Here is a 26,035-nt window from a genome sequence, read left to right on the forward strand (position 1 = left end):
CGGAAGGGGGGAATACAAAACCAGCATTTATCCCGCTTGGCGGTTTCCACTAGCACGATGACGCTACGCAGAAAGGAAAACGTAGAGACGTTGCCTGCAACGTCTCAAAAAACAAGAAGCCCGTGGTTATCCCGCTTGGCGGCCACTCACAAACCCAGGTTTTATTCCGCTTGGCAGCCGCCCGCAAACCCAGCGTTTATCCCGCTTGGCGACCAGCTCAGTCTTTTTCGAATTCGTAGAGGAAGTCGATGGCGTTACCGCCGCTTTTGCCGCCCGCGCCGGCGCTCGCTTCCACGCTGAAGCGTTTGTTGATTTGGTAGCGGGCGATGAATTCGGTCACGCCGGTGAAGAAGTTGCTTTTCATACCGACGTAGATGTCCGAGGTGAGGTATTTGCCCGCTTTGAGGCCGCTGACGCCGAGGTCGAATACGTCCAGTCCGGTTTGTTTGCCGATGTCGCCGCCGGGCAGGACGCCGCCCAGCGACAGGCTGGCAGCGGTTTGCAGCAGTGCTTCGTTGTCCATGGTGCCGTCCGGTGATTTGCCGAAGAGGAGGTAGGAAAGGATGGCGGAGTCCGGCATTTTCGGGGTGGAGGTGAGTTTGAGGCGCAGGCGGTCTGCGGGGCCGGTCACGGAGGCACCGACTTTGATGTCTTTGTTGTCGATGTTGCGCAGGGCGAGGACGTCGATGGTGGGGTTGGCGATGCTGCCGCCGCTGTAAGTGGCGCGGCCATGTTTGATGTCGAGTTCCTGGCCGTAGAGTTGGTAGATACCGCTCGCGACTTCGATGGTGCCTTTGGCGGTGAGCGGGCGTTTCGGGCGCTCAATGATGGTGATGCCGCCTTTGAGGCGGATGTTCACGTCTTTGTTTTTGAAGTAAACCTTGTCCCCCAGGGTAACGGCGATGTCAGCTTTGAAGGGCACGGGGGGCGGTGCCGCCAGGCGCTTTTTTGCGGCTTCTTCTTTGCTTTCGCCTTCGCCAAGGACGACCACGTCTTTGGAGATGTCCACGCCGCCGCTGGTGTCGGGGATGGAGATGTTAGCTTTGGGGACGTGGATTTTGCCTTGTACGTCGATGCCGTCTGTGGGGTCGATGCGGATTTTGAAGTCCGGGCTGATGGTGATTTGCATTTTTTTGCTGTTCGCAATCAGCATGTTGCGCCCGTTCAGGCGCAGGTCGAGGCGGGTGGGGGCGAGGTTGAGGGTGCCTGTGGTGTCGAGGTTGCCATCCGGGGTGCCGATGTTGCCGTTGATGTCGATTTGTCCGCTGCGCGCGGCGCTGAGTTTGAGGCGGATGTTGTTGAGTTCGGTGGCGTATTCGGGGATTTTCAGGCTGCCGCCTTCGAGTTGCAGGCTGCCGCTCGCGACCGGGGCTCTGATGGTGCCGCCGAGGTTGAGGGTGCCGTTGATGCGGCCTTTGAGTTCGCTCGCTTTGGGGATGAAGTTGCGGTATTTGCCGATGTCGGGCAGGTTGAGGCTGATGTCGCCGCTCAGGTTTTGCCGGTGGTAGTCGCTGATGCGGGCGTGGCCGTTGATGTGGCCGTTGTCGCCCATGTCGATGGTGAGGGTGCTCTCGGCCTGTTTGTCGGTGAAGCGGGTGGCAAGGCGCGCGGTTTTGAGCGTCAGGTTGAGCGGCGGCTGGCCTTTGGCGCGGATGGTGATGTTGCCGGGTTTGAGTTGCAGGTCGGCATCGCCCCGGATTTGGCCACTGGCGCTGCGGGTGAGGTTGCCGTTGCCGGTGAGGGCGGTGTTGAGCGAGACGCTGGCCGGCAGGTGTTTGCCGAGGCTTTTCGGGTTGATTTCGCGGATGCGATAGGCGAGTTCGGTTTGTTTGTCGTGTTTGAGGTCGAGGCAGAGGCTGCTGTATTGGTCGGCGAGGCAGAGGTCGCGCACGGCGAGGTTTTTCGCGCCGAGTTGCAGGGCGGCGCGGTGTTGCAGGCGCAGGGTGTTGTCGTAGGCGGCGAGTTCGAGGGTGTTGAGGTCGCCGCGCCATTGGTCGGCGGCGCTGAAGCCGCCCTGCATGGCGAGTTTGAGGTTGGCTTCGCCGCCGGTGGTCGTGAGGTTGAGGCGGTGGTTTTGGTAGGTGCCGTCGGTGGTGAGCTGGATGTTCTGCCAGCGCTGGCCGCCCGTTTGTACGCCGCCGAGCTGGATGCGGTTGTGGTAGGCGCCGTTTTTTTGGTGCGCGGTGTTGATATCGGCTTGCAGGCTGGCGATTTTGTGCGCGCCCCAGGCGAGGTTTTGTCCGCTGAGTTGGCTTTGGATAGCGGGGTTCGTGAGTTTGCCGCTGAGTTTGCCTTTGCCGCGCAGGTTGCCGCCAAGGCCGGGGTAGAGGGCGGCGAGTTGTTTGCCGTCGGCGGTGTAGTTGAGATCGAGGTCGCTGCCGTGCAGTTTGCCGCTGGCGGTGAGGTGGTTGTCGCCGAGGCGCAGGTCGAGGGTGTCCAGGTCGAGGTTTGCCCCATCCAGTTTGATGGCGGCGTTGCCACTGAGCGGCTGTTTGCGCCAGTTGCCGCGCAGTTTGTTGATGCTGGCGGTGAGGGTGGTTTTGTCGTCACGGTAGCCGCCTTTGCTCGCAAGTTCGGCGCTCAGGCTGCTGTTTTGCAGTGTTTTGAGCAGTGGCCAGTCGCCGGGGTGCAGGTTTTCGGCGGTGGCGCGGGCGTCCCAGGCGACGTGCGGCAGGTAGTCGCTGCTGCCGGTGAGGTGGATTTTTCCTTGCAGGCTGCGGATGTCGAAGTCGATGTTTTCGACGCGGTGCAGCGGGTCGAGGGTGGCGGTGCCTTTGAGGGTGAGTGGCGGGTAGTGTCTGCCGCGTGCGTCGCCGTTCACGGTTACAGCGAGGCGGTTAAACGGGCCTTCGGCGTGGGCGCTGCCTTGTTTTGAGTAGGTGATGGGGTTTTGTTTGTCGCCAACGGTGAGGTTGCGCCAGTTGAGGTCGCCGTTGATGGTCGGGGCGAGCAGGTTGCCGCCGAGGTGGACGCGCGCCTGGATGTCGCCAGCCACGATGGGGACGAGTCGTTCGAGGGCAGGCACGGTGAGGTTGAGGTCGAGGTCGGCGCGCTCCGGTGCGGCGCTGCCGTTGGCACGGACGCTGTTGCCGGCGAGGGCGAGTTGCAGGTCGCGCGCGGTGAGGGTGTTGCCGTCGTAGGCTAGACTGCCGCTGCCGCTGACGGGGTGGTTCTGCCAGCGGCCTTTGAGGCTTTCGATGGTGAGGGCGGCGTGGCCGTCGCCGCCGTGGGTGCGGATGTCGCCGTCGAGTTGCAGGTCGAGGGCGGTGTTGTATTTTTTGCTGTCGATGTCGCGGATGGTGAGGGTGCCGTTCCAGGCGGGGCTGCCGCTGAAGTCGGCGTCGCCGCTGTATTCGACGCGGCCACCGAGGGCGGCGAGGTTGAGGCGGGTGTTTTTCAGGGCAGCGCCGTGGATGTCGGTGTTGAGGGTGAGGTGGGCTGGTGGGCTGTCGGGGTGGCTGTAGTCGGCGTCGAGGGTGGCGCTGAGGGTATCAAAGGCGCCGTTGAGGTCGAGGCTGCCGTGGCTACGGTGTTCTTCGTAAGCGAGGTTGTGCCAGGCGAGGGTGCCTTGTAGTTGGCGCCCGGCGAGGTCTATGTTGGCGTCGAGGTCGATGCCGCCGCTCGCCATGCCGCCAAGGGCGAAGCTGAGGCGGGGCTTGAGCAGGCTTTGTTGCCAGTCGAGGGTGAGGGTTTGCGGCGGGGTGGTGAGCGGGGTGTCACCGCTGAGTTTGAGGGTGAGCGGGTAGTCGTCGCGGGTGGTGAGGCTGGCGTCAAGGTTGAAGCTGCCTTTGTCGGTATGGGCGTTGCCGCGTGTGGTGAGGGTGCTGTCGTGGTAGGCAGCGGCGAGGTCAGCGTTTTCGATGTGCAGGATGGGTTTTTGTTGTTGCTTCAGGGTGATGTTGGCGAGGCGAAGTTGGCCGATATTGAGGTCAACGGGCAGGTCTATGGCAGGCAGTTGCGTGGGGATGGTCGCGGGTTCGCCGGTGCTGGCGGGTTTGGGGGCGTCGCTGCCAGACGGCAGGGTGATGGTGGCGTCGCTCAGGGCGACTTCTGCCAGGTGAATGTCGCCGTGCAGCAGTTCGCCCGCGCGCAGGTCGAGGTGCAGGTCGGCGGCGTGGATGTCGAGGCCGCCGCCGCTGAGGTGCAGGTTCTGCCAGTGCTGGCTGCCGAGCAGGGCGCCGTCAAGCTGGTCGTAGGTGAGGGTGTAGGGGGTGAGACGATTGATGAGTTTGGGCAGTTGGCGGTAACCGCTGGCGGTACCCAGCAGCCAGTAGGCGAGCGCAAGTATAAGCAGGAGGAGGGTGATGAGGGTCAGTAGGATGCGCTTGACAAGGCGGCGCCAACGGCGGGGGCGGCGCGGGGCGGGGACGGGGGCTTGGTCGGCAGTGGTCGGGGTGGTCATGGGAGGCTGGGTTCGTGTGGGTTATGTATGGGCTGGAGATGGGGAATAGTCTATCAGGCTTCGTGCAGGTCAATACCGGCAGGCGGGGCATACCAATATAATCAGATTTTTTCGGGGTAATGGAATTCGGGGTAATGGAGAAAGGCTGCGGGGATTCCGGGAGTTAAAAACCGAAGCTGTGCGACGCCTACTGCTGGCTAAAACGACATATGCCGTGGCTATTTATCTTTGAAGGTTTCTCCTCATTAATTTTGTCCATTACCTCTTGGTCGCCAAAATGGAGGTATGCAGCCAGGCAGTGTCGTCGATCAGCCAGCTTTACCGCCGAGTTTGGCAGCAGCACACGCGTTTGGCACGAATATCGGCAGGGGGCATGGAGAAACGAAGTCGTCGCCGGGTGGTTTAGGGTTCGTCAAGCCGCATGAATTTTTGTTCTTCGGGATAGCTTTGTCGTGGTGCTCTGTGTCTAACCGTTGTTCACTGCGCGTAAAGCCAGAGTTGATTCCGCTTGGCAGAGCTTCTGCCGCCACACGCACGGCAATAAAAATCCCCGCTGGAGCGGGGATTCGGGTTAGTCGTTAAGGAAGCTTTTCAGCAGTTCCGAGCGGTTCGGGTGGCGCAGTTTGCGCAGTGCTTTGGCTTCGATCTGTCGGATGCGTTCGCGGGTAACATCAAACTGGCGACCGACTTCTTCCAGAGTGTGATCGGTGTTCATATCAATGCCGAAGCGCATACGCAGTACGCGTTCTTCGCGCGGGGTAAGCGAAGCCAGCACTTCGTTGGTCGCCTCACTCAGACCGCGCGTGGTTGCGGCTTCGAGCGGCGACATGACGTTCGAGTCTTCGATGAAGTCGCCAAGATGCGAGTCTTCGTCGTCGCCAATCGGGGTTTCCATCGAGATCGGCTCTTTGGCGATTTTCAGCACTTTGCGGATTTTTTCTTCCGGCATGTCCATCGCTTCGGCCAGTTCTTCCGGGGTGGGGTCGCGGCCGTTTTTTTGCACCAAGGTACGCGAAATGCGGTTCAGTTTGTTGATAGTTTCTATCATGTGTACCGGAATACGGATGGTGCGTGCTTGGTCAGCAATGGAACGGGTGATGGCCTGACGGATCCACCAGGTGGCATAAGTCGAGAATTTGAAGCCGCGCCGGTATTCGAATTTGTCCACCGCTTTCATCAGGCCGATGTTGCCTTCCTGGATGAGGTCGAGGAATTGCAGGCCGCGATTGGTGTATTTTTTCGCAATGGAGATGACGAGGCGCAGGTTCGCTTCAACCATTTCTTCTTTGGCGCGCTTGGCTTGCGCTTTGCCGATGGAGAGACGCTTGTGGATGTCTTTGAGCTGGACGATGCTCATGCGGTAGCGCTTTTCGATGTCGAGGTATTTTTCTTGTTCGACCTGGATTTCGGTGATAAGCGGTTTGAGTTTTTCCGCGTATTTACGCCGTTGTTTGCTTTGCGCGACGATCCAGTCGGGATTGGTTTCGTTGCCCGGGAATTCTTGCACGAAGGTTTTACGTGGCATGCCAGCGCGTTCGATGATGAGGCGCATCAAGCGGCGTTCGACGGCACGGATTTCTTCGTTCGGGATGTTGAGCTGCGCTTCCATCAGGTCGATGGTTTTTTGCGGGAAGGAGAAGGCCGCGATGTGTTCTTTGATTTCGCCGTGCAGTTTCTGGTTTTTTTTGTCGTCCAGGGATTTGCCCTTGCTGAGCGCAGTCATGAGTTTTTTGTGCATGGCGGTGAGTTCGACGAGTTTTTCCCGCGCTTCGTTGAGGGTGTCCTGGTTGCCAGCAGCCTCTTCCGGCGGGTTACCGTCGTCATCCACGTCTTCGTCGTCATCGCTGCCGCCGCTGATGCTATCGTCTTCGCTGTCTTCGTCGCCGCTACCAGCGGCGAGGATTTCTTCGGTTTTGTCGGCATAGGGGTCGCCGTAGCCGTTGACGAGGTCGCTCAGGCGGCTTTCACCCGCTTCGGTTTTGGCAAATTCTTCGAGCAGGGCTGTGATCGCCAGCGGGAATTCGGCCAGGGTTTGCTGCACGGTGTTGAGCCCCGCCTCGATACGCTTGGCAATAGCGATTTCGCCTTCGCGGGTGAGCAGGTCAACGGCCCCCATTTCGCGCATGTACATACGCACCGGGTCGGTGGTGCGGCCAATTTCGGCTTCGTTGAGCGAGGCGGCGCTGGGAACTTCTTCTTCGTCGTTACTGGCGATAACGTTGTCGTCTTCCTGGGCGCTTTCGACGACGTCAATGCCCATTTCAACGATGAGCGCGATCATTTCGTCGTATTTATCGCCTTCGAGCGCGTGTTCCGGCAGGGCTTCGTGGATTTCTTCGTAGGTCAGGAAGCCTTGTTCGCGTCCACGGGCAAGCAGTTCTTTGACTTCGTCCTGGACGTCATATTCTTCGTGTTCTTGTTCTTGCTCAAATTCGCTCATGGTTTATCCCGTTGTTGTGGAAGTAGAAATCAGCCCTGTTTTATGTGGGCGGCAGTGAATTTTTCAAGGCGCGTCTGCTGACGGGCGTGGTTGTCGCGAATGCTCGCCAGCATGGCGGCAAATTCGTCACGCTGCTGTTCGCCGCTGAGACGACCAAGCAGTTGCGCGGCGGAGGTGACGCTGTCATAGACACCGTGTGTGCGCAGGAAGGTAGCGACCCGCGCCTCGCTTGCGCCATCGCTTTGCAGGGCGTAGCACAGCAACCAGAAGAGTTGCAGTTCGCCGTCTTGCGGCGGGTATTCCCAGCGGCGCAGCGGCAGGGCGTTTTGTGGTTGCAGCAGCAGATGAGCCATCAGGCGGATGCCTTTGTCTTTGGGTTTGGTGATGACGGTTTCGCGGGTAGGGTGGTAGGCAGATGCACCGCGCTGTGCGCTGTAAGCGGGGTGGTTGACTGCGCTACCAAGGGTAAGTACCGGCAGGTCAAAGCGTTTCTTCACCTGGTCGCGCAGAATTTCGCGGTAGTCGCCAGCAGGTAACAGGTTGAGCCAGCGTTGCGCTTCGCCTGCCAGTTCGGCCTGCGCTTCGGCGCTGCGTTGTACACCTGCGCCGTCGTCCAGCACTTGCATCAGGTAGGTGGAAGCGGGCAGGCTGGCGTCCATCAGCTGGCGGAAGGCCTGCACACCCGATCTTTCTACCAGCGAATCGGGGTCCTCGCCCGCCGGCATGAACATGAAGCGCCATTCGTGCTGTTTGTCGTGCTGGGCGAAGACGGCTTCCAGCGCTTTACGCGCGGCCTTTTGTCCAGCGGTGTCCCCGTCGAAGGAAAAGTAGGTTTTGTCAGCGCGTTTTTTCAGCTGGCTGATGTGAGTGTCACCAATAGCAGTGCCAAGGGCAGCGACGGCATTAGTGACACCGTGCTGCCACAGTTTGATGACGTCCATATAGCCTTCGGTGACGAGCAAGGTGCGTTCACGTGCCTGCATCGCCTGATACAGACCATAGAGTTCAAAACGTTTGTTAAACCAGGTAGTTTCCGGTGAGTTAAGGTATTTCGGCTGGGCGTCACCCATTGCACGGGCACCGAAAGCGATGATTTTTCCTTTGCTGTTGTGGATGGGGAAGATGACACGCTCACGGAACCAGTCGTAATAGTGGTCATCTTTTTTGCCGATCAGGCCGACATCCTGCAACAGCTGCTGCGGGTATTTGCTGCCAAGGTAGGTCAAGAGGGCATTGTTGGCCGGAGCATAGCCGAGCATGAAGGCATCAACCGTCTGTTTTTTCAGATGTCGCTGGCGCAGGTAATCACGCGCAGCCTTGCCGACATCGCTGTAAAAGGCTTCGTGAAAGAACGCCGCCGCATCGGCGAGGCATTCCAGGCCGAGGTCGTAGTGGTCTTTTTCCTGCGCATCATAGTGGCGTCCATCATCTTCGTAGGGCACATCCAGCCCGTTAAAGGCAGCAAGTTGTTCGACTGCTTCGGGGAAGGGCAGGTTGTCGTAATCCATCAGAAAACGGATAGCATCGCCACTGACGCCACAGCCAAAGCAGTGATAGAAACCTTTTTGGGTGTTGACGCTGAACGAGGGTGTCTTTTCTTGATGAAACGGGCAGCAAGCCCAATGGTTGCTGCCCGATTTGCGGGTAAAGTTAATCCGCGTAGATAGCAGCGCAAGTAAATCGGTACGCGCTGCCAGTTCGTCAATAAAGGGTTTGGGGATGCGTTTTGCCATCGGCAGCCGCCGGGCGGCCTCCGGCTCAGGATTGTAATAATGTGCGCAGGTATTGGCTGACAAAAGCCATATCTGCACGACCTTCCAGTTTGGGTTTAAGCTCCGCCATCAGCGGTTTCATGGACGCCATTGTGCGTGGCAATCCGGACGCGGTTAGCACGGCGTCCACTTCGGCACGCACTTCGTCTTCGCTGAGTGCTTGCGGCAAGAATTGCTGGATGATGACGATTTCCGCCTCTTCATGCTCAGCAAGATCAAGGCGGGCAGCATCACGGTATTGTTTCGCTGCATCCTGGCGCTGTTTGACCTGACGCACCAACTCGCGCAGGGCGATGTCATCAGTAATCTCAACGCGCTGATCAACTTCAATTTGCTTAAACGCCGCGCTTATCAGGCGCAGCGTTTGCAGGGTAACTTTGTCCTTGTTGACCATCGCCGTCTTGATAGCGGCATTGACGTTTTCCCGGATGCTCATCGTGCTAGGGTACGCTTAGTAGAGGCGTTCGAAGCGACCGCGTTCTTTTCTCAGGCGACGGGCGTTGCGTTTGACGGCGGCGGCGAGCTTGCGTTTACGTTCTTGGGTCGGTTTTTCGTAGAACTCACGGCTGCGGACTTCGGCAAGCACTCCGGCTTTTTCTACGGAACGTTTGAAACGGCGCAGGGCGATGTCGAACGGTTCATTGTCGCGTACTTTTACACTTGGCATTAGTTTCCTCGATTAGATGAAAAAATTTACATAAGAAAGGCGCGCATTATAGTGTCACCATCTTAAAAATCAACGCACTTTTCCCGCCCGGCGCGCGGCTTTACGCGCCTTGCGGCGGCTGCCGTCGTAGTTGTGCATAATCGTGCCGATTTGCAAAGAAATCGCGCAAAAGCAAATAGCCGCGCCCCACCACGGCTGTCCCCACAGCCAAATCACCCCGCCAAAAAAGAGATGCAGCGGCGCAAAAAGGGCGAGGACCGCGAACGCTTTGCCCTGCCGCCGCCAGACGAACGGCAGCCAGTACACGAGCGGCAGTAACGTCAGCAACACGCCGAGGAACATCTGCAATACGTTTGTGGTACGGAAAAGCAGCAGTGCCGCCGCATAAATCCCGATCAGCGTCACAAGCGACGCCAGCGTCAAGTAAAACCCTTTTTTCTGCCGCGACATCGCTGTTTCCTCCGCCAACACAAGGCGGCGCATTATGGCACAAGCGACTATAATCCGCGTCTCGACCGCCTTGTCCTCCTTATGCTTACCGCTCACGCCCCTGCCGGTTACATCGCTGCCCGTCTGCTTATCCGCCTCAAACCGCCGCATCTGCCCGCCTGGCAATGGTCGCTTATCGGCATCATCGGCGGTCTGCTACCCGACGTAGATATGCTCTGGTTCTATTTCATCGACCACGGCCACGTGCACCACCACCGCTACCCGACACACTGGCCCGTACTCTGGCTAACCTTGCTCCTTATTACCATCTGTTACCACCATTATCGCCGTAATACCGCTGCCGCTATCCTGCTGCTTACCGCCGTGAACGGCTGCGTCCATATCTGCCTGGATAGCATCGTCGGCGACATCTACTGGCTGCTGCCGTGGCACGACAGCGCTTACTCACTTTTCACCGTCACCGCACGCTTCCAGCCGTGGTGGCTGAACTTCATCCTGCACTGGACCTTCCTGCTCGAACTCGGCCTGTGGCTGTGGGCAGGCATCCTTTACAACCGTACCCGCCGTTTATGACCGATAACATCATCCGCGTCCGCATTCTCGCCGCTGACGCCTCCACCGTACAAATCGTCCCCGTGAATGACATCCGCGAATGCAAACGCTGCGCCGAAGGCAATGGCTGCGGCGGACTTCCGTGGTTTCGCGGCTTTGCCCGGGGCCAAGCTATCACCCTGGCAAACACTGCCGCCTGGCGCAGCGGCGACACCGCCGAACTGCACCTCAGCTCCGCCGGTCTCAACCTCAGCGCCGCGCTCACCTACGGCTTGCCATTGCTTGTCTTTCTCGTGACACTTGCCTGCACACAGACCTGGCACGAAAGCCAGCAGCTGCTCGCAGCCATTACCGCCGTCCTCGTCACCCCCATCCTTACCCGCCCACTGCGCCACCGCATTATCGCCCGTTGCCTGCGCCTCGAACGCACCAGTGGCAGCGCCCGCCCCTGCCGTTACGACGCCGCACACGAAAGCCCCACCCTGCGCGGGCGGCAGCGATAAAATAGCGCCCCCTCGTGGCAACTCCGCCAAGCGGGATAACTACGCGCCCACGCGCCGCGTCTCCAAACACACAACCGGAACCCCCATGCTCGACAAAATCTTCCAGCTCAAAGCACACGACACTACCGCCCGCACCGAAACCATCGCCGGCATTACCACCTTTCTGACGATGGCCTACATCATCTTCGTCAACCCCAACGTCCTCGCCAAAGCCGGCATGGATCACGGCGCTGTCTTCGTCGCCACCTGTCTCGCTGCCGCTATCGGCTGCTTCATCATGGGCTTTCTCGCCAACCTGCCGGTTGCTCTCGCGCCGGGCATGGGGCTCAACGCCTTCTTCACCTACACCGTCGTCCTGCAACTTGGCCATAGCTGGCAGACGGCGCTGGCCTGCGTTTTCCTCTCCGGCGTCCTCTTCATCCTCATCAGCCTGTTCCGCATCCGCGAATGGCTCATCAACGCCATCCCCAATGCATTGAAAAAAGCCATTGCAGCGGGCATCGGCGGGTTCCTCGCCTTCATCGCCCTGCAAAGTGCGGGCATCATCGTGGATGCTGACGGCGTCCTCGTCAAAATGGGCAGCATCATCAGCTTCGCACCGCTCATGACCGCGCTCTGCCTCCTGCTGATTATCGCCTTCATCCATTACCGCGTACCGGGCAGCGTCATGCTCGCCATCCTGATTGTCTCCGCCCTCGGTGTCCTCTTTCACAACCAGCCCCTGCCGCCAAGCCTTATTGCCACCCCGCCTTCGCTGGCGCCGACCTTCATGCAGATGGACTTCCGTAGCGCGCTGGATCCCGCCATGTACAGCATCATCTTTGCCTTCTTCTTCGTGGACCTCTTCGATACCGCTGGCACCCTCATTGGCGTGACAGAACGCGGCGGCCTTGTCCGTGACGGCAAAATCCCGAACCTGAAAAAAGCGCTGCTGGCCGATAGCAGCGCGACCGTCATCGGCGCTGTCCTCGGCACCTCCAACACCACCAGCTTCATCGAAAGCGCTTCCGGCGTCGCCGTCGGTGGCCGTACCGGATTAATGGCGGTCGTCGTCGGTATCCTCTTCCTCCTTGCCACCTTCCTCTCGCCGCTCGCACAAATGGTACCGGGCTACGCCACCGCCGGCGCCATCCTCTACGTCTCCGTACTGATGATGTACACCGTGGGCGAAATTGACTGGCACGACCTCACCGAAGCTGCGCCCGTCGCCATCACCTTCCTCACCATCCCGCTGACCTACTCCATCGCCGACGGCATCACCCTCGGCTTCATTAGCTACGCCATCATCAAACTCGTCTGCGGCCGTTACCGCGAACTCAACATCGGTGTCCTCACTCTCGCCGCTATCCTGCTCTTCCGCCTCATCTGGGTACACGGCTGAACCTGAGCAAAAATGGCGGGCACAGCCCGCCATTTTTTTCGTCCGGCGGCACTATCATCCCGCCTGCCAAGAGCCATTTATAAGGAAGACACATGGAACAGGAACTCGTCACCCTCACCCAACCTACCGCTTACGACATCCCGCTCTTGGCAGGCGGTCACCTGAGAATCGCCCACACCACCAATACCGCGCACGATATCCACTACAGCGTGCGCACCATCCGCAACTCAAATGACGACCTGCAAGACATCATCCCCAACATCCTGCACCACTCGCTGACACCGGTGCATAGCACCTTGCCGCAGCCATTCATCGCGGCCAAGTCACGCTACCGCGATGCCCCGCGCCACATATGGCAAACCATCCGCCTCAACACCACAGAATGCAGCGATACCCAACTCCCGGAACCGGATAACCGCTTCCCGGCGGAAGAAAATGCCGCTGACATCATCGCCACACTACGGCGCACACAAAACATCACTCGCGCAGACGACACCCGCCGTAGCCCTATCAACATCCGCTATCTCTGCCGCGTCGAAAATGCCAAAGAAAACCGCACCTGCGACCTGCCCCACGACCATTTTGCGACGAAGCTTGGCATCGTCAGCACGCATTACCCCATCGAGGCATGGGCAGATACAGACGATGACATCTTTGCCAATGAAGAAAACACCGTGCATGACACGGCAGCTACCCCCACATTTCTGCCTGGCGGAGAACGTACGGGCGACAAATCCCCAGATACCCTGCCGGAAAGCAGCAGCCGGGACAAACGCATCAGCAGCAGGGACGATGCCCTTCTTTACGGAAACGAAAATACCACTGACCTCGCCATTGATATTCTCCCAAGCAGTCTCGACGATAGGCGAGAAAAGTACCATTTCACCGCCCGTGGCAAATTCAGGAAATACCAACATGAATAATGCGCCCAATATCTGGCAAAAAATTGCAGAACATATTGACTACTACTATTGGAACCCGCCGCCCGGTTATCCACCGCGCTGGTTGAACGTTCTGATATTCACCATCTCGCTCTTCTTGTGGCTAGTTGCCTGGACGCCCATTAATGTAAAAACTGCTGAAGTCATGCCACTATCGCCGGATAATGGTGATGAAGTCTATATCATAGAACGCACCGGATTTGGCGCGACTTCGCATGGTATGCAATACTCGGAATGGGTCAGATTTAAAATTAATGATAAAAAATACTGGTGTATATGTGATTCGAACTTTTGTCCTCTTACGAGGAGAGGACTATTTGCTCGTGATCAAAGAGAGATAATAAACCGGGGCAATATCTCCGAGGTTATTATAATTAATAATAAGCATTGTCTAGTTACAAAGCGAATTCAAAAACATCCACTTACTGGCAAGATAGAAGGTGTTTTTTCATTATCGCCGAAAGCTATAAAGATTAGTCTTAAATTTTTTGTCTTTTATTGGCAGATAGTCTGGCAAATGTCATTATGGTTTACCTTTATGTTTTTCTATATACGTCATGTTTATAGCAGAAAAACAGAAGAGATCCAATAATCTGTATTTTCAAATCAAGGGTTATTTATGAGTGTTTTCCCTATTCTGGCACGCAATCCCGGTGCAACAGTAACGGATATCAATTACCCCGTTCTTTTTATAAAACATGCGCAGGATGAATACAACTTATTGCCCACGCAGATAAAAAGATATAAGAATTGAGAATTTGCAATGAATAGCACCACCTCAAATATCTTCCGGAAAATAGCAGATCATATTGACTACTACTATTGGAGTCCTCAACCAGGACATTCTCCTCGCTGGGTTAATATTCTTATTTTTATAATTTCAATATTTCTTTGGTTTGGCATTTGGGCTCCTATCAAAGTAAAAACTATCGAAGAACGTCCATTATCAGTAGAAAATGGTGATGATGCCTATGTAGCTAGACGAACAGGTTTCTCATTTGAAACCTTTAAACATAAAAGCATAATATTATACTCGACTTGGATGCAAATTAATATCAATAATAAATTATATTGGTGTATTTGCGAACTTGAATCATGCCCTAGAATTAGGAGTGCATCAAAACTAGCGCAAAAAGAAGACCGTTTTCAAAGAAATAAAATTGATAATATATTGATCATAAATAAAAGATATTGCATAGTAAAATCCATGTTTGATTATCAAAATAAGAGAGAATCTTTATCTTCTGACAGGATTAATTATCTAATTAAACATTTTGGACCAATGGAGAAATATTTATGGTTTAAGATATTCTTGTTATTTTTTTGATGATTTATCTACAATCTCAAGTGTATAAAAAGGTTGCTTGATTTTAGATTTTTATGGAGATTAAATATGGTTATATTAACCCTTTTCCTTATATCCGATAACAGACAATACTCTTTTTCCTATGGTTCAATAATAGCCTAGCAACTTTGTAAAGCCTAAGTAGTATAATGTAGGTAATTTATTGCTCGCACAGACAAGAAAAATCATACAAATTTGAGGACTATAATGAACAATGCCTCTTCAAGCATTTTCCAGAAAATAGCAAGCCATATTGACTACTATTATTGGAATCCTCAACCAGGACATTCTCCTCGCTGGGTTAATATTCTTATTTTTATAATTTCAATATTTCTTTGGTTTGGTGTTTGGATCCCCATCAAAGTAAAAACTATCGAAGAGCGTCCATTATCAGTAGAAAATGGTGATGATGTCTATGTGGCTAGGCGTACAGGATTCTCTTTTAAGAGTTTTAAAGAAAAAAGCATGACTTACTACTCAACCTGGATGCAAATAAATATAAATAATAAATTGTATTGGTGTATCTGTGAAATTAAACCATGTCCTAGACTTAGAAGCGCATCACTAAATGAAAAGAAAGATTATTCTAGAAGAAATAGAATTAATAATATTTTGATTATAAGTAATAATTATTGCATAGTTAAATCTATGCTTAACTATCGCAATGAAGAAGCAATTCTATCTCCTGATAGAATTACTTATCTAATTAAACATTTTGGGCCAATGGAGAGATATTTATGGTTTAAGATATTCTTGTTATTTTTTTTAGTGATTTATCTACAATCTCAAGTGTATAACAAGGTTACTTGATTTTAGATTTTATGGAGATTAAGACATGGCTACTACATTCACCTTTTTCCTCAGACCCGATACCAAACAGGGAGCTTTTCTATCCGGTGTTAATAATGGTCTGGCAGCTGGACAAAGCTTCGGGCTTATTAATGAAGGTACTGAAGATAAAGTACTGGGAACCGTGCAAACGGTACAGTCTGTGACTGATTTTGCTAAACCAAGCAAACTAGGAACTGATGTAAGCAATGTTCTTATATCTGGTGTTTCGATGGAAAAATTAGATACAGAAGCCTTAAATAAATATGCTGGATGGTTAGCAGTTACGGTGGTAGTAAGGAATCAAGTTACTGGTGGAGACTTGACTAATGTTACGGCTGCTAATGTAACAACTGTTATGGGAACAGTCTTGGGCGCAGTAGGTGCGGCTTTTGCGTCACCTGCGCTCTTGATATGGCTAATGTACTTAATTATTCACACATATATTAAATAATAGGTCAATATTATTTAATCGAAGTTTATTGCGAATAGATTTAATCCATGCCCATTTATGCTCGATTGGGTTTAAGTTAGGGCTATAAGGTGGAAGCCATAATATCCTATGCCCATTCTTCTTTAATAAATCAGCTATCTCGCTGCTTTTATGAAAAGCTGCATTATCCATCACAACTACACTGTTTTTTGGCAGTTCAGGTAACAAGGTTTGCTCCACCCACGCCTTAAAAATATCAGTATTAATGCTATGCTCGAACAAGCCAACAGCAAATAGCTTGTTCTCATATACCGCACCTATAGCATTAACTTGATTTTTACCATGCCAATCATGCTCAGCGTAACAACGCTGTCCTCTAAGTGAATAACCATATCGCCTGATCCAGTCTTTGCGGAAGCCACTCTCGTCAATATATACCAAAGGTAGTTTGCGCTTACGGAAGCAGGTCTGAAAACGTTGGAACCAATTCCGTTTAATCGGACAAGCCTTGGGGTGTTTCAGTATCGTCTTTTTTTACTAAATTTATTGCGTAGCATAGCCTTTCTGATAGCAGCGGGTGTGCATTTGAATCGTTTGGCACGTTCGCTTAGATAATCTGTTGGATACATCTCAATATCAGCCAGGAGTTCTTCTGTGCGGATCTTTTTCGGTGGTCGTTTTTGTGGTGTTTTGGCTTTTTCAGGATGTTTCTTCCAATTTTGAATGGTCGTGAAATGGATCCCAAATAGTGCAGCAGTAGTTCGAACCGATAATCCACGACTTAATGTTTCCAGGACTTTTTTACGAAAGTCGGGAGAGTAGGCCATAATCATTCTCTTGTATGAAAAAATAAGCATCTTAGCTATAGTAGCAGGAGTTTCAACTGTTGCCGACATATTTATGGGGCTGTACTAGGGTCTGTTGGCATTACCGCAAGGCAATAATGTCAACAGACCCTAGTACAGCCCCGAATTTTTTATACGTTTTGGGCTGGATACATGTTACTACGGAGGATGGGCTTTCCCGCTTGACGACCGCCCTGCTCTACCCTGCAAACCCGGCATTTACGCCGCTTGGTCGCATTCACAGGATGCTCACTACCCCCAGCACTTCTTCTTGGGTCAGGGCGTGGCCGTCGTGGGCGCGCAGGGTGATGCTGTTGTGGTAGGTGTGGTTCGCACTGTCGTCGAGGTCGTAGTCGAGGGTGTGTTTGTCCGCGTTGTAGTGCAGGTTTTTGATGGTCTCGCCTTTGCCGGCGACGAGGCGGATGCGGTCTTCTCCGGTGTTGAGATCGAGGATTTGGTTCAGCGCCGGGCTGTCCGCGCTTTTCAGCGGGTTGGTGATGAAGACGAATTGGTCCGCGCCTTTTCTGCCCACGAGGCGGTCTGCGCCGCTTGCTGCTATCAGCACGTCATCGCCCAGGGTGCCGATGAGGTTGTGCTGGGTCTCGGCGGTGTCGAAGGTGAAGGCGTCGCCGCCGCGTTCGCCGAGGGTGTCGAGGATGTCCGCACTGCTTTTGCCTATCAGTTGGGCGTAGTCGGCGTCTTTGATGTTCGGGGTGATGATGGTCGCGCGCGCGCCGCTGCCGACGGGGATGAGGCTGTCGTTGAGTTCGGCGCCGTTGTGGGTGTTGTTGTGGGCGTGGATGGCGGCATCTGCGCCGTTTTTTTGTCCGCTTTCGATCCAGTTAGCGGGGATGTTTTGTCCGTCGTCGGTGGTGATGTGGTTTCCTGCAACGGCGAGGCTGGGTTTGGCCGTGTCGCCGTAGCCGTAGATGCCGATGATGGGTTTGTCGATGTTGCCGTGGATGTTGAAGGTGTTGTCGCGCACGTCGTAGTGTTCGGCATTGCCCAGCACTTGCAGGATTTCGGCGACGCCGTCGCTGCTATCGCGGATGGTGATGCGGTTGTCGGCGATGGTGACGCCGCCGCGCAGTTTGCCGTCGCTGTTGCTCTCCTGGATGTAGATGGGCATGGTGCCGGGGGCGATACGGCCGATGTCGGCGGTGTTACCGCTGATGTTGATGGTGCCGCTGCCCGCGCCCTTGCCACTTTGTCGTCCGGTATCGTTGATGATGCCGATGAGGTATTTGCTGCTGTCGCCGCTGATGTGGTTGTTGGTGATGTTCAGGGTGTAATCCATGTCGCGTTCGTGGTTTCTGTATTCGATGGCGTAGGTGTGGATGTTGTCCTGATAGACGGCGAGGTTTTTGATGGTGTTGCCGCTGATGGTGTATTGGCCGTTTTGGCTGCCGAGGTTGCGGAACTGGGTGTTGGTCTGGATTTGGATGCCGGTGTAGCCGTGGTAGGTGACTTTGCCGCTGTAATCGCCGTCGTCTTCGGCCAGGCGGAAGTTGGGGTCGGCGCTGACGGTGTTGTTGCGGATGGTGACGTCGGTCATGCTGAAGCGGCGGTTATAGACGGCGATGCCGTTCAAGCGGTCGCCGTCGCTCCGGTTGTTTTCGATGTGGATGTGTTCGCCGTCGTGGATGTCGAGGCCTTTGCGGTAGTTGTGGTCAGTGTGGTTGTTCCGGTAGGTAACGCCGATGTTGTAACTGCCCGCCATGCTGGCCGCGCCGTAGCCGGTGCCGCCGTCGGCTTCGTGCCCGTTGTAGGCGAGTTCGTTCCCTGCGACGGTGAAGTTTTTTTGATAGGCAAAGAGGACGCCGGCGACGCGGTTGTGGTGCAGGTGGCTGTTGATGACCTGGTTGTCGCTGCCGCCCGGTGCGCTGTGTTCGTCAAGTTCGCCGCGCGCGAAGCGGTCGTGCGCGTTTTCGGCGACGGCTTTGGTTGAGGTGAAGTGGATGCCGGCGCGGTTGGCGCCACTGACTTCGACGCTGTCGATTTTGGTGCGGCTGGCGTCGTTGACGAGGATGCCGTTCACTTTGCCGAAGTAGCTGTCGGCGGGGCGGTAGAAGTCGCGCCCGCTTTGGTGTTCGTAGCGCAGGCTGAAATGGGCCAGCGTTTTGCCGCTCTGGCCGTCCACGAGAATGCCCGCCTCGCTGCGCACGTCGTCGAGGTTGGTATTCCAGTTGAAGTCTTTGCCTTTTTGTTGCCAGTTGTAGGTGACGGTGGTTTTGCCCATGCCGTCGCCGAAGATACCGGTGACTTTGTCGTGCGCGGCGTCAATGGCGAGTTGTTCGCTGATTTTCAGGGTGCCTTTGCCAAGATAGAGCGCTGCCCCTTCTTTTTGCGCGGCGCTCAGCGCGGCTTTGAGCGCGGCGGTGCTGTCGGTCGCGCCTGTCGGGTCAACGCCGAATTCGCCCGCATCAATGTATTTGCCGTAGGTCGCGTGCTGGTGGATGCCGTATTGCACGGTGTCGCTGTGGTTTTCCGGCGCTTCCGCATGGCCGCCGTGGTCGGTGTAGCTGGCTTTGACGGTGATGGTGTGACCGAGATCGGCGGCGGTGAGGGTATAGGTTTTGCCGCTGGCGTCTTTGATGGCGACGCCGTCCCGCTGCCATTGGTACTGTACGTTATCAGCGGTGAAACCGTCGCTGTCCTCAATGGTCGCCGTCAGAGTGTTGCCGACGCGCGCCTCGCCCGTGATGCTGACTTTGCCCGGATGGTTCGGCTGCGGGTTATCGGTGATCGAAGCTGTCGGCGTGCTGGTCGGGGCTTCATCGTGTCCGGCGTTGTCTTTGTAGCTGGCTTTGACGCTGATGTTGTGTCCCACGTCGTCGCGGGTGAGCTGGTAGGTTGCGCCTGTTTGTCCGCTGATCGGCTGGCCGTCACGCAGCCACTGGTATTGCACGTTGTTGGGGATGCCGTCGTCATCGTTAACGGCAGCGGTCAGTGTTTGTCCGACTTTCGCCTCACCGCTGATGCTGATTTTGCCTGCGTGGTTGGGTTGCGGCGGCGGATTTGGTGCAGGGGTATCGGTAACAGTAGCGGTGACCTCGCTCAACGGGTTTTCATCGTGTCCGGCGTTGTCTTTGTAGCTGGCTTTGACGCTGATGTTGTGTCCCGCGTCGGCGCGGGTGAGCTGGTAGGTTGCCCCTGTTTGTCCGCTAATCGGCTGGCCGTCACGCAGCCATTGGTATTGCACGTTAGCGGGGACGCCGTCGTCGTCGCTAACGGCAGCGGTCAGCGTTTGCCCGACTTTCGCCTCACCGCTGATGCTGATTTTGCCATCGTGGTTGGGTTGTGGTGGTGGATTCGGTGCAGGGGTATCAGCGACGGTAGCGGTGGCCTCGCTTAGCGGGTTTTCGTTGTGTCCGGCGTTGTCTTTGTAGCTGGCTCTGACGCTGATTTTGTGCCCGGCATCGTCCGGGGTCAGGGTGTAGGTCTTGCCGTTGGCCTGGGCGATCGGCTGACCGTCGCGCTGCCATTGGTAGGTGACGCCCGTATCCGGCACGCCATCGGCGTCGGTAATGGTCGCCGTCAGTTCGCTGCCGACTTTGCCCTCGCCCGTGATGTTCACCGTGCCTTCGTGGTTCGGCTGGGGCGGCGGATTTGGTGCCGGGGTATCGGTAACGGTAGCGGTGGCCTCGCTCAGCGGGGTTTCATTGTGTCCGGCGTTGTCTTTATAGACCGCACGCACGGTGATTTTGTGTCCGGCGTCGTCCGGGGTCAGGGTGTAGGTCTTGCCGTTGACTTGGGCGATCGGTTGGCCATCGCGCAGCCATTGGTATTGCACGTTATTGGGCACGCCGTCGTCATCGCTAACGGCAGCGGTCAGTGTTTGTCCGACTTTGGCCTCGCCACTGATGCTGATTTTGCCTTCGTGGTTCGGCTGCGGCGGCGGATTTGGAGTAGGAGTATCAGCGACGGTAGCGGTGGCCTCACTCAGCGGGTTTTCGTCATGTCCGTCGTTGTCTTTGTAGGTGGCGCGCACGCTGATTTTGTGTCCCGCGTCGTCGCGGGTGAGGGTGTAGGTGCTGCCTGTTTGTCCGCTGATGGGCTGGCCGTCGCGTAGCCATTGGTATTGCACGTTAGCGGGGACGCCGTCCTCATCGCTAACGGCAGCGGTCAGGGTTTGTCCGACTTTTGCTTCACCACTGATGCTGATTTTGCCTTCGTGGTTGGGTTGTGGTGGTGGATTTGGTGCCAGGGTATCGGCGACGGTAGCGGTGGCCTCGCTCAGCGGGTTTTCGTTGTGTCCGGCGTTGTCTTTGTAGGTGGCGCGCACGGTGATTTTGTGTCCGGCATCGTCTTTGGTGAGCGTGTAGCTGCTGCCTGTTTGTCCGCTGATCGGCTGGCCGTCACGCAGCCATTGGTATTGCACGTTATTGGGAACGCCGTCGTCATCGTTAACGGCTGCGGTCAGCGTTTGTCCGACTTTCGCTTCGCCGCTGATGCTGATTTTTCCTTCGTGATTCGGTTGCGGCTGTGGATTCGGGTTCGGTTGTGGGTTCGGGTTCGGTTGTGGATCCGGAATCGGCTGCGGGTTTGGCTGTGGATCCGGAATCGGCTGCGGGTTCGGCTGTGGATCCGGAATCGGCTGCGGGTTTGGCTGTGGATCCGGAATCGGCTGCGGGTTCGGCTGTGGATCCGGAATCGGCTGCGGGTTCGGCTGCGGATTCGGGTTGGGTTGTGGTTCGGGTTGCGGCTGCGGTGCTACGTTGTTGTCGTGATGGTGTTTGTCGTGGTTATGCGCAGCAATGGCAATGCCGCCGCCCACCAGGGCGAGTCCACCGAGGGCAGCCAGTCCGGCCTTATCCACCGTGTTCGGCGCAAACGCTTGTGCTGTCGCAACTTCTGCTGCGAGTTCGTGTTCGCTAAGGACGGCGACGGGGTAATTGTGCAGCCCGCCGTTTGCCTGGGTGCCAACCAGCGCGCCCTGTCCCTGGCTGAAGTAGTGGTCAATGATCAGGTCGGTGCCGTCATCAAAGGCGATGTAGAGGTCATCCCCCTTGCGCTCGGTGATCAGCTGCTCTGGCCCGTTCCCGCTCGCGGCGTCCGTAAACTGGTAGTAAGCGCCGTGCATGGCCTCAATATGCTGCGGCGCTCCGCTGGTATCCAGCGCGTGGGTAGCAAGGGTGTCGCCGGCGGGGTTTTTTAGGGTCAGGGTGATGCGGGCCATGTCAGGTTTCCTGGTGATTTTTCTGTATGGTTAGAGCATTTTTAATGCCAATGGGCAAATGGTAATGTGATTGTAATATTGTGCCACAACGTCATGTTTTTAGGTGAAAAATGTGCTTTTCCGTTTGGTACCAAGCGGCGTAAATACTGACCTCGCCAAGCGGGATAAACATAGGATTTTTGGAGATCGTCAGGCAAAAAAACTCCCCCAGCGGGGGAGTTTTTTTGCGACGGCAGGCCGAAGCCCGCCTTGCGCTACTTGGCGGTATTTACAGGATGCTTACTACCCCCAGCACTTCTTCCTGCGTCAGCTTGTGACCATCGTGCGCATGCACGGTGATGCTGTTGTGGTAGCGGTGATTGGCGCTATCGTGCAGGGTGTAGCTGAGAAGGTGGCTGTCGGCGTCGTATTGCAGGTCGCTGATGGTTTCATCTTTGCCTGCAACGAGGCGGATGCTGTCTTCTCCGGTCTCTAGATCGAGGATTTGGTTCAGCGCCGGATTGCTCCCGTCTTTTAGCGGGTTGGTGATGAAGACGAACTGGTCTGCGCCGTTACCGCCTGTGAGGATGTCCGCACCGCTGGCGGCGACGAGGATGTCGTTGCCCTCTGTACCGGTGAGGGTGTGCAGGGTCTCACCCGCGTCAAAGGTGAAGGCGTCACCGCCGTGTTCGCCGAGGTATTCAAGGATGTCGGCGCTGCTCTTGTCCGCCAGTTCGGCTTGCGCGGCGTCTTTGAGGTTCGCGCTGATGTGGATGGGGGCTTCTTCATCACCCAGGGTGAGCGGAGCGTCGTTTGTGTCCACCTGGTTGTGAGCGCTGTCCACGGTTTCGCTGGATGCAGCGCTGTTCGTATCGGCTATGTTGGCGTTAATGTGTTGTCCGGCGTCATCGGCGGTGAGCTGATAGCTGTCGCTTTCCGCGCTGTCTATGTCGTGACCGTCGCGTTGCCCTTGGTATTGCCCGCTGTCGTGGGCGCGTTCGTCATTCTCCACGGTCTTCGCCTTCTGGATGCCGTCCTCTTTGTCCTCGCTACGCATGATGACGGGCTCAGGCGGGACGTACTTGGCCCTATGCACCTTCGCCGGGTAGTTTGGATCGTCCTGAACGTGCAGGGTGAAGGTTTTGCGCATGGTCATACCACCGCTATTGCTGGCAGTAATGGCGATAGCGATGGTTTTTTCCAGGGCATAATCGATTTTATGCCCGGCTTTGAGTTTGAGGACGCCGTTCACAATTTCGAAGCGTTTGTCGCTCACAGAGTAGGTGTGTGTCTTGCCGATGCTGCGATCGCGCAGGTTGATTCTGCCGACGGTTGCGCCTGCTTTGTTTTCCATCAGTTTGTTGGCGGAGAGGGTAAGGTCGTAGTAGTCGAAGCCGGGCATACTCCTCGGTGCACGCACGTAAACAGTGAAGGTTTTTTTATAGCTCGCTCCCATTTGGTCAGTCGCGGTGACGGTGAGGTTAAAAGAGTTCACTTTGTTATAGTCAATGCGTTGGCCCTTTTTCAGACGCAGCATGTCGCCGTTGATTTCAAAGCGGTTATCACTCACGGTGTAGGTGAAGCGGTCTTTATGATCAGGATCAATGGCTTTGAGGACGCCAACTTCAGCCTGATCTTCGTTGCCGTAGATGACGCGGGGCGAGAGGGTGATATTGGTCGGCGCGTGATTTTTGTAGCCGACCTTCATGGTGGCGGCGCTGGTGGCGCTTTCACTGTGCCCGGCAGCATCGGTGAAGGTGACTTTGACGGTGATGGCTTTGCCTCTTTCCGCCTCCGTCAGTTTGTAGGTGGATTCGTGCGCGCCCTTGATTTCCACACCGTCGGCGTACCAGCGGTAGCTGCTGATGAATCTGGACGGCACTTTGACGCTTACGTGGCGGTACAGTTCGCCGTAGTCGCCGTCATAGACTTCGGCAGTGAGGATTTTGCCCGGCTGGGCGGTGCCGTGGAGGTACACGGCGGATTTGAAGTGGTTGTTGGTGATGGTGTTGCCTTTGGTGTGGCGGTCGATGATGTTGCCACCGTAAAGGTCGTTGTCCTTCACCGTGATGCCGGACACTGAATGGACAGCGCCATTGCGCAGTTCGATGCCGTACTGGTGGTGGTAGGGGTACTTGCCGGGCATATCGTGCTTCTGATGGACGGTGTTGTGGCGGATGGTGCCGCCTTCGACGCCGACGTAGAGGATGCCGACGTGGTTGTCCGCAACGGTGTTGTTTTCAAAGATGATGTTTTTCACCGAGGTGCTGCCGCCATGCATATGGTTCGAGGCGACGAGGCCGTAGCGGTTGCCGGTGAAGGTGTTGCCGCGCAATTCCACGTCGCTGACTTGTTCGTTTTTGTTCGGCTCAATGTCGATACCGGCACGCGGATCAGTGCCATCGGAGTCTTTGAAGACGGAGTTGAGGACTTTGATACGCTTGCCGTGGGTGATGGACATCCCCTGACGGCGGTTATGCTCGGCGCGTACCTGCTCAAAGATGATGTTTTCGTTGTTGATGTTGCTGCTGGCGCGTTTGCCGACGTAGAAGCCGTCACCCCAGCATTCTTTGGCGGTCACGTTTTTCACCGTCACATTGGTGGAATTGAGGATGCTCACACCGTGAGCCCATTCTCCGTATTCTCCGGTATGGGTGCTGCGGTCGCCTTCGATGGTGCCGCCGATGAGGTGGACGTTGTTGGCGTCCTTGATGGTGATGATGGCGGCGAATTGGGAGTCGTTGGGCATCGCTTTGAGCAGGGTTGTGCTCGTCATGCGCAGGGTGACATTGCTCTTCATGACGAGGCCGCTGGTTTCGAAGGATGAGGTTTCATGCCGCATGGCATCAAGCAGATAGGTCCCGCTTGGGATATCGACGATACCGCCACCTTTGGCGGCGACGGCGTCAATGGCTTTCTGGATGGCGGCGGTGTCATCCGTTTTGCCGTCACCTTTGGCGCCGAAAGCGGGATTCTTGACGTTAACCACAGTGTTGGCCGCTGCTTTCACCGCATATTCGCTATACGGGCCGGATGACGGTGATGCGGGAATGTCCCGTATATCGCTGGTCTGATCTTCATCATGTCCGGCCTTGTCTTTGTACGCTGCCTGCACGCTGATTTGATGGTCAGCGTCGTCAGGCGTGAGGATGTAAGTCTTGCCGTTGGCCTGGTCGATGGCCTGTCCGTCACGTAGCCATTGGTAGGTGACACCGGTATCCGGCACACCGTCGGCGTCGCTGATATTAGCGGTGAGTGTGCTGCCGACTTTGTCTCCGCCGGTGATGCTGACCGTGCCTTCGTGATTGGCCACCGGGGTTTGGGTGATGTTTTCCACATCCAGCGCCGTGCTTGTCGGTTTTTCTGCCGTGCCCTTGGCGTCGGTGTATTCGGCGTGCACGCTGATTTTGTGCCCGGCATCGTCGCTGGAGAGACGGTAGGTCGCGCCGGTTTCCCCGCTGATGGGCTCGCCGTCGCGCAGCCATTGGTATTGCACGTTATCCGGTGTGCCGTCACCGTCGCTGACTTGTGCGGCGAGGGTTTGCCCGACTTTCATCTCGCCGCTGATGGCGATTTTGCCCGCGTGATTGGCCTGCGGATTTGAGCCTGGCTGTGGTTCGGGTTGCGGCTGTGGTGCAACGTTATCATCGTGATGATCTTTATCGTGGTCACGTGCGGCAATGGCAATACCACCACCAACCAGGGCAAGCCCGCCGAGGACAGCCAGTCCGGCCTTGCCCGCCGTATCAGGCGCGGAAGCGGCTGGCGCTGCTGCGACTTCCGCCGCCAGTTCGTGTTCACCAAGGGCGGCAACGGGATAGTTGCGCAGCCCGCCGTTCGCCTGCTGTCCGACCAGCGCACCCTGCCCCTGGCTGAAGTAGTGGTCAATGATCAGGTCGGTGCCGTCATCGAAAGTAATGTAAAGGTCATCACCCTGACGCTTGGTGATCAATCCTTCCGGTGCCAAGCCGCTTACGGCATCCGTGAACTGGTAGTACGCCCCATTCATTGCCGCTATGTGCTGCGGCGCGCCGGTGGTATCCAGCGCGTGGGTGGCAAGGGTGTCGCCGGTGGGGGTCTTCAAAGCAAGGGTAATGTGAGCCATGTTGGGTTTCCTGATTCAATGATTGTTCTCCCGGTTTTTTCTGCGACAGAATCAACCGGTCGTGTGGCGGCGGCATTGTGCCATGAAGTGGGTGAAGAATTGGCGGAAAAGCGTGTTTATTTGTCCGGCGCCAAGCGGGGTAAACACTGGGTTTGCGGACGACCGCCAAGCGGGATAAATGCTGGGTTCTTGGGCTGCCGCCAAGCGGGATAA

The 26,035-nt window shown here is 55.9% G+C and carries 18 protein-coding genes; 8 read left to right on the forward strand and 10 right to left on the reverse strand.

Features of this window, described 5'->3' with window-relative positions; translation table 11 throughout:
* Nucleotides 1–217 precede the first annotated feature (217 nt).
* From LG374_RS03135 to LG374_RS03160, 6 genes are all read right to left on the reverse strand, one after another.
* A complete protein-coding gene (locus tag LG374_RS03135; protein WP_225756349.1) occupies nt 218–4,402 on the reverse strand; it encodes a translocation/assembly module TamB domain-containing protein in 4,185 nt (1,394 codons plus the stop codon).
* Nucleotides 4,403–4,973: 571 nt separating this feature from the next.
* Nucleotides 4,974–6,842: an RNA polymerase sigma factor RpoD gene (gene rpoD, locus LG374_RS03140; RefSeq protein ID WP_225756350.1), complete on the reverse strand. Its 1,869-nt coding sequence runs from the start codon at nt 6,840–6,842 to the stop codon at nt 4,974–4,976.
* A 29-nt stretch (nt 6,843–6,871) separates the two neighbouring features.
* The gene (dnaG, locus tag LG374_RS03145) at nt 6,872–8,575 is read right to left on the reverse strand and encodes a DNA primase (RefSeq protein WP_225756351.1); all 1,704 of its coding nucleotides are present in this window, start codon (nt 8,573–8,575) and stop codon (nt 6,872–6,874) included.
* A 25-nt stretch (nt 8,576–8,600) separates the two neighbouring features.
* Nucleotides 8,601–9,050, reverse strand: coding sequence for a GatB/YqeY domain-containing protein (locus tag LG374_RS03150; protein ID WP_225756352.1), 450 nt, complete (start codon nt 9,048–9,050; stop codon nt 8,601–8,603).
* A gap of 15 nt (nt 9,051–9,065) precedes the next feature.
* Nucleotides 9,066–9,281: a 30S ribosomal protein S21 gene (gene rpsU, locus LG374_RS03155; RefSeq protein WP_006985443.1), complete on the reverse strand. Its 216-nt coding sequence runs from the start codon at nt 9,279–9,281 to the stop codon at nt 9,066–9,068.
* A 69-nt stretch (nt 9,282–9,350) separates the two neighbouring features.
* Nucleotides 9,351–9,731: an ABC transporter gene (locus tag LG374_RS03160; protein ID WP_225756353.1), complete on the reverse strand. Its 381-nt coding sequence runs from the start codon at nt 9,729–9,731 to the stop codon at nt 9,351–9,353.
* A gap of 81 nt (nt 9,732–9,812) precedes the next feature.
* On the opposite strand from LG374_RS03160, the gene LG374_RS03165 reads away from it, so the two are divergent.
* From LG374_RS03165 to LG374_RS03200, 8 genes are all read left to right on the forward strand, one after another.
* Nucleotides 9,813–10,304: a metal-dependent hydrolase gene (locus tag LG374_RS03165; protein WP_225756354.1), complete on the forward strand. Its 492-nt coding sequence runs from the start codon at nt 9,813–9,815 to the stop codon at nt 10,302–10,304.
* On the forward strand, nt 10,301–10,786 hold the full coding sequence (locus LG374_RS03170) for a SoxR reducing system RseC family protein (protein ID WP_225756355.1): 486 nt from the start codon (nt 10,301–10,303) through the stop codon (nt 10,784–10,786). Before LG374_RS03165 ends, LG374_RS03170 begins: the two co-directional genes overlap by 4 nt.
* A gap of 85 nt (nt 10,787–10,871) precedes the next feature.
* Complete coding sequence (locus tag LG374_RS03175) at nt 10,872–12,167, forward strand: NCS2 family permease (RefSeq protein WP_225756356.1); 1,296 nt, start codon at nt 10,872–10,874, stop codon at nt 12,165–12,167.
* Between the two features lie 92 nt (nt 12,168–12,259).
* Entirely contained in the window at nt 12,260–13,090 is an 831-nt protein-coding gene (locus LG374_RS03180; protein ID WP_225756357.1) for a hypothetical protein, read from the forward strand.
* Nucleotides 13,083–13,700 (forward strand): hypothetical protein, encoded by a 618-nt coding sequence (locus tag LG374_RS03185; protein ID WP_225756358.1) that lies wholly within the window; start codon nt 13,083–13,085, stop codon nt 13,698–13,700. Before LG374_RS03180 ends, LG374_RS03185 begins: the two co-directional genes overlap by 8 nt.
* 171 nt (nt 13,701–13,871) lie before the next feature.
* Nucleotides 13,872–14,435, forward strand: a complete 564-nt coding sequence (locus LG374_RS03190; protein ID WP_225756359.1) for a hypothetical protein — start codon at nt 13,872–13,874, stop codon at nt 14,433–14,435.
* A 225-nt stretch (nt 14,436–14,660) separates the two neighbouring features.
* Nucleotides 14,661–15,263, forward strand: coding sequence for a hypothetical protein (locus tag LG374_RS03195; RefSeq protein WP_225756360.1), 603 nt, complete (start codon nt 14,661–14,663; stop codon nt 15,261–15,263).
* A gap of 25 nt (nt 15,264–15,288) precedes the next feature.
* Nucleotides 15,289–15,735: a hypothetical protein gene (locus LG374_RS03200; protein ID WP_225756361.1), complete on the forward strand. Its 447-nt coding sequence runs from the start codon at nt 15,289–15,291 to the stop codon at nt 15,733–15,735.
* Here LG374_RS03200 and LG374_RS03205 read toward each other — a convergent pair.
* From LG374_RS03205 to LG374_RS03220, 4 genes are all read right to left on the reverse strand, one after another.
* Nucleotides 15,709–16,239: an IS630 family transposase gene (locus LG374_RS03205; protein ID WP_370639325.1), complete on the reverse strand. Its 531-nt coding sequence runs from the start codon at nt 16,237–16,239 to the stop codon at nt 15,709–15,711. The two genes, LG374_RS03200 and LG374_RS03205, sit on opposite strands and share 27 nt — an antisense overlap.
* The gene (locus tag LG374_RS03210) at nt 16,233–16,541 is read right to left on the reverse strand and encodes an IS630 transposase-related protein (RefSeq protein WP_225756274.1); all 309 of its coding nucleotides are present in this window, start codon (nt 16,539–16,541) and stop codon (nt 16,233–16,235) included. Before LG374_RS03210 ends, LG374_RS03205 begins: the two co-directional genes overlap by 7 nt.
* Before the next feature lie 256 nt (nt 16,542–16,797).
* Entirely contained in the window at nt 16,798–21,738 is a 4,941-nt protein-coding gene (locus LG374_RS03215; RefSeq protein WP_225756362.1) for a right-handed parallel beta-helix repeat-containing protein, read from the reverse strand.
* Nucleotides 21,739–22,006: 268 nt separating this feature from the next.
* Nucleotides 22,007–25,822, reverse strand: a complete 3,816-nt coding sequence (locus LG374_RS03220) for a right-handed parallel beta-helix repeat-containing protein (RefSeq protein WP_225756363.1) — start codon at nt 25,820–25,822, stop codon at nt 22,007–22,009.
* Between the last annotated feature and the right edge of the window lie 213 nt (nt 25,823–26,035).

This window comes from Cardiobacterium sp. Marseille-Q4385, from assembly GCF_916618745.1.
Lineage (GTDB): Bacteria > Pseudomonadota > Gammaproteobacteria > Cardiobacteriales > Cardiobacteriaceae > Cardiobacterium.

Coding starts and splice junctions, on each gene's coding strand:
- LG374_RS03195 (WP_225756360.1), top strand. CDS start 14,661: ATGAACAATGCCTCTTCAAGCATTTTCCAGAAAATAGCAAGCCATATT.
- dnaG (WP_225756351.1), bottom strand. CDS start 8,575: ATGGCAAAACGCATCCCCAAACCCTTTATTGACGAACTGGCAGCGCGT.
- LG374_RS03190 (WP_225756359.1), top strand. CDS start 13,872: ATGAATAGCACCACCTCAAATATCTTCCGGAAAATAGCAGATCATATT.
- LG374_RS03160 (WP_225756353.1), bottom strand. CDS start 9,731: ATGTCGCGGCAGAAAAAAGGGTTTTACTTGACGCTGGCGTCGCTTGTG.
- rpoD (WP_225756350.1), bottom strand. CDS start 6,842: ATGAGCGAATTTGAGCAAGAACAAGAACACGAAGAATATGACGTCCAG.
- LG374_RS03210 (WP_225756274.1), bottom strand. CDS start 16,541: ATGGCCTACTCTCCCGACTTTCGTAAAAAAGTCCTGGAAACATTAAGT.
- LG374_RS03150 (WP_225756352.1), bottom strand. CDS start 9,050: ATGAGCATCCGGGAAAACGTCAATGCCGCTATCAAGACGGCGATGGTC.
- rpsU (WP_006985443.1), bottom strand. CDS start 9,281: ATGCCAAGTGTAAAAGTACGCGACAATGAACCGTTCGACATCGCCCTG.
- LG374_RS03135 (WP_225756349.1), bottom strand. CDS start 4,402: ATGACCACCCCGACCACTGCCGACCAAGCCCCCGTCCCCGCCCCGCGC.
- LG374_RS03215 (WP_225756362.1), bottom strand. CDS start 21,738: ATGGCCCGCATCACCCTGACCCTAAAAAACCCCGCCGGCGACACCCTT.
- LG374_RS03175 (WP_225756356.1), top strand. CDS start 10,872: ATGCTCGACAAAATCTTCCAGCTCAAAGCACACGACACTACCGCCCGC.
- LG374_RS03180 (WP_225756357.1), top strand. CDS start 12,260: ATGGAACAGGAACTCGTCACCCTCACCCAACCTACCGCTTACGACATC.
- LG374_RS03165 (WP_225756354.1), top strand. CDS start 9,813: ATGCTTACCGCTCACGCCCCTGCCGGTTACATCGCTGCCCGTCTGCTT.
- LG374_RS03200 (WP_225756361.1), top strand. CDS start 15,289: ATGGCTACTACATTCACCTTTTTCCTCAGACCCGATACCAAACAGGGA.
- LG374_RS03170 (WP_225756355.1), top strand. CDS start 10,301: ATGACCGATAACATCATCCGCGTCCGCATTCTCGCCGCTGACGCCTCC.
- LG374_RS03220 (WP_225756363.1), bottom strand. CDS start 25,822: ATGGCTCACATTACCCTTGCTTTGAAGACCCCCACCGGCGACACCCTT.
- LG374_RS03185 (WP_225756358.1), top strand. CDS start 13,083: ATGAATAATGCGCCCAATATCTGGCAAAAAATTGCAGAACATATTGAC.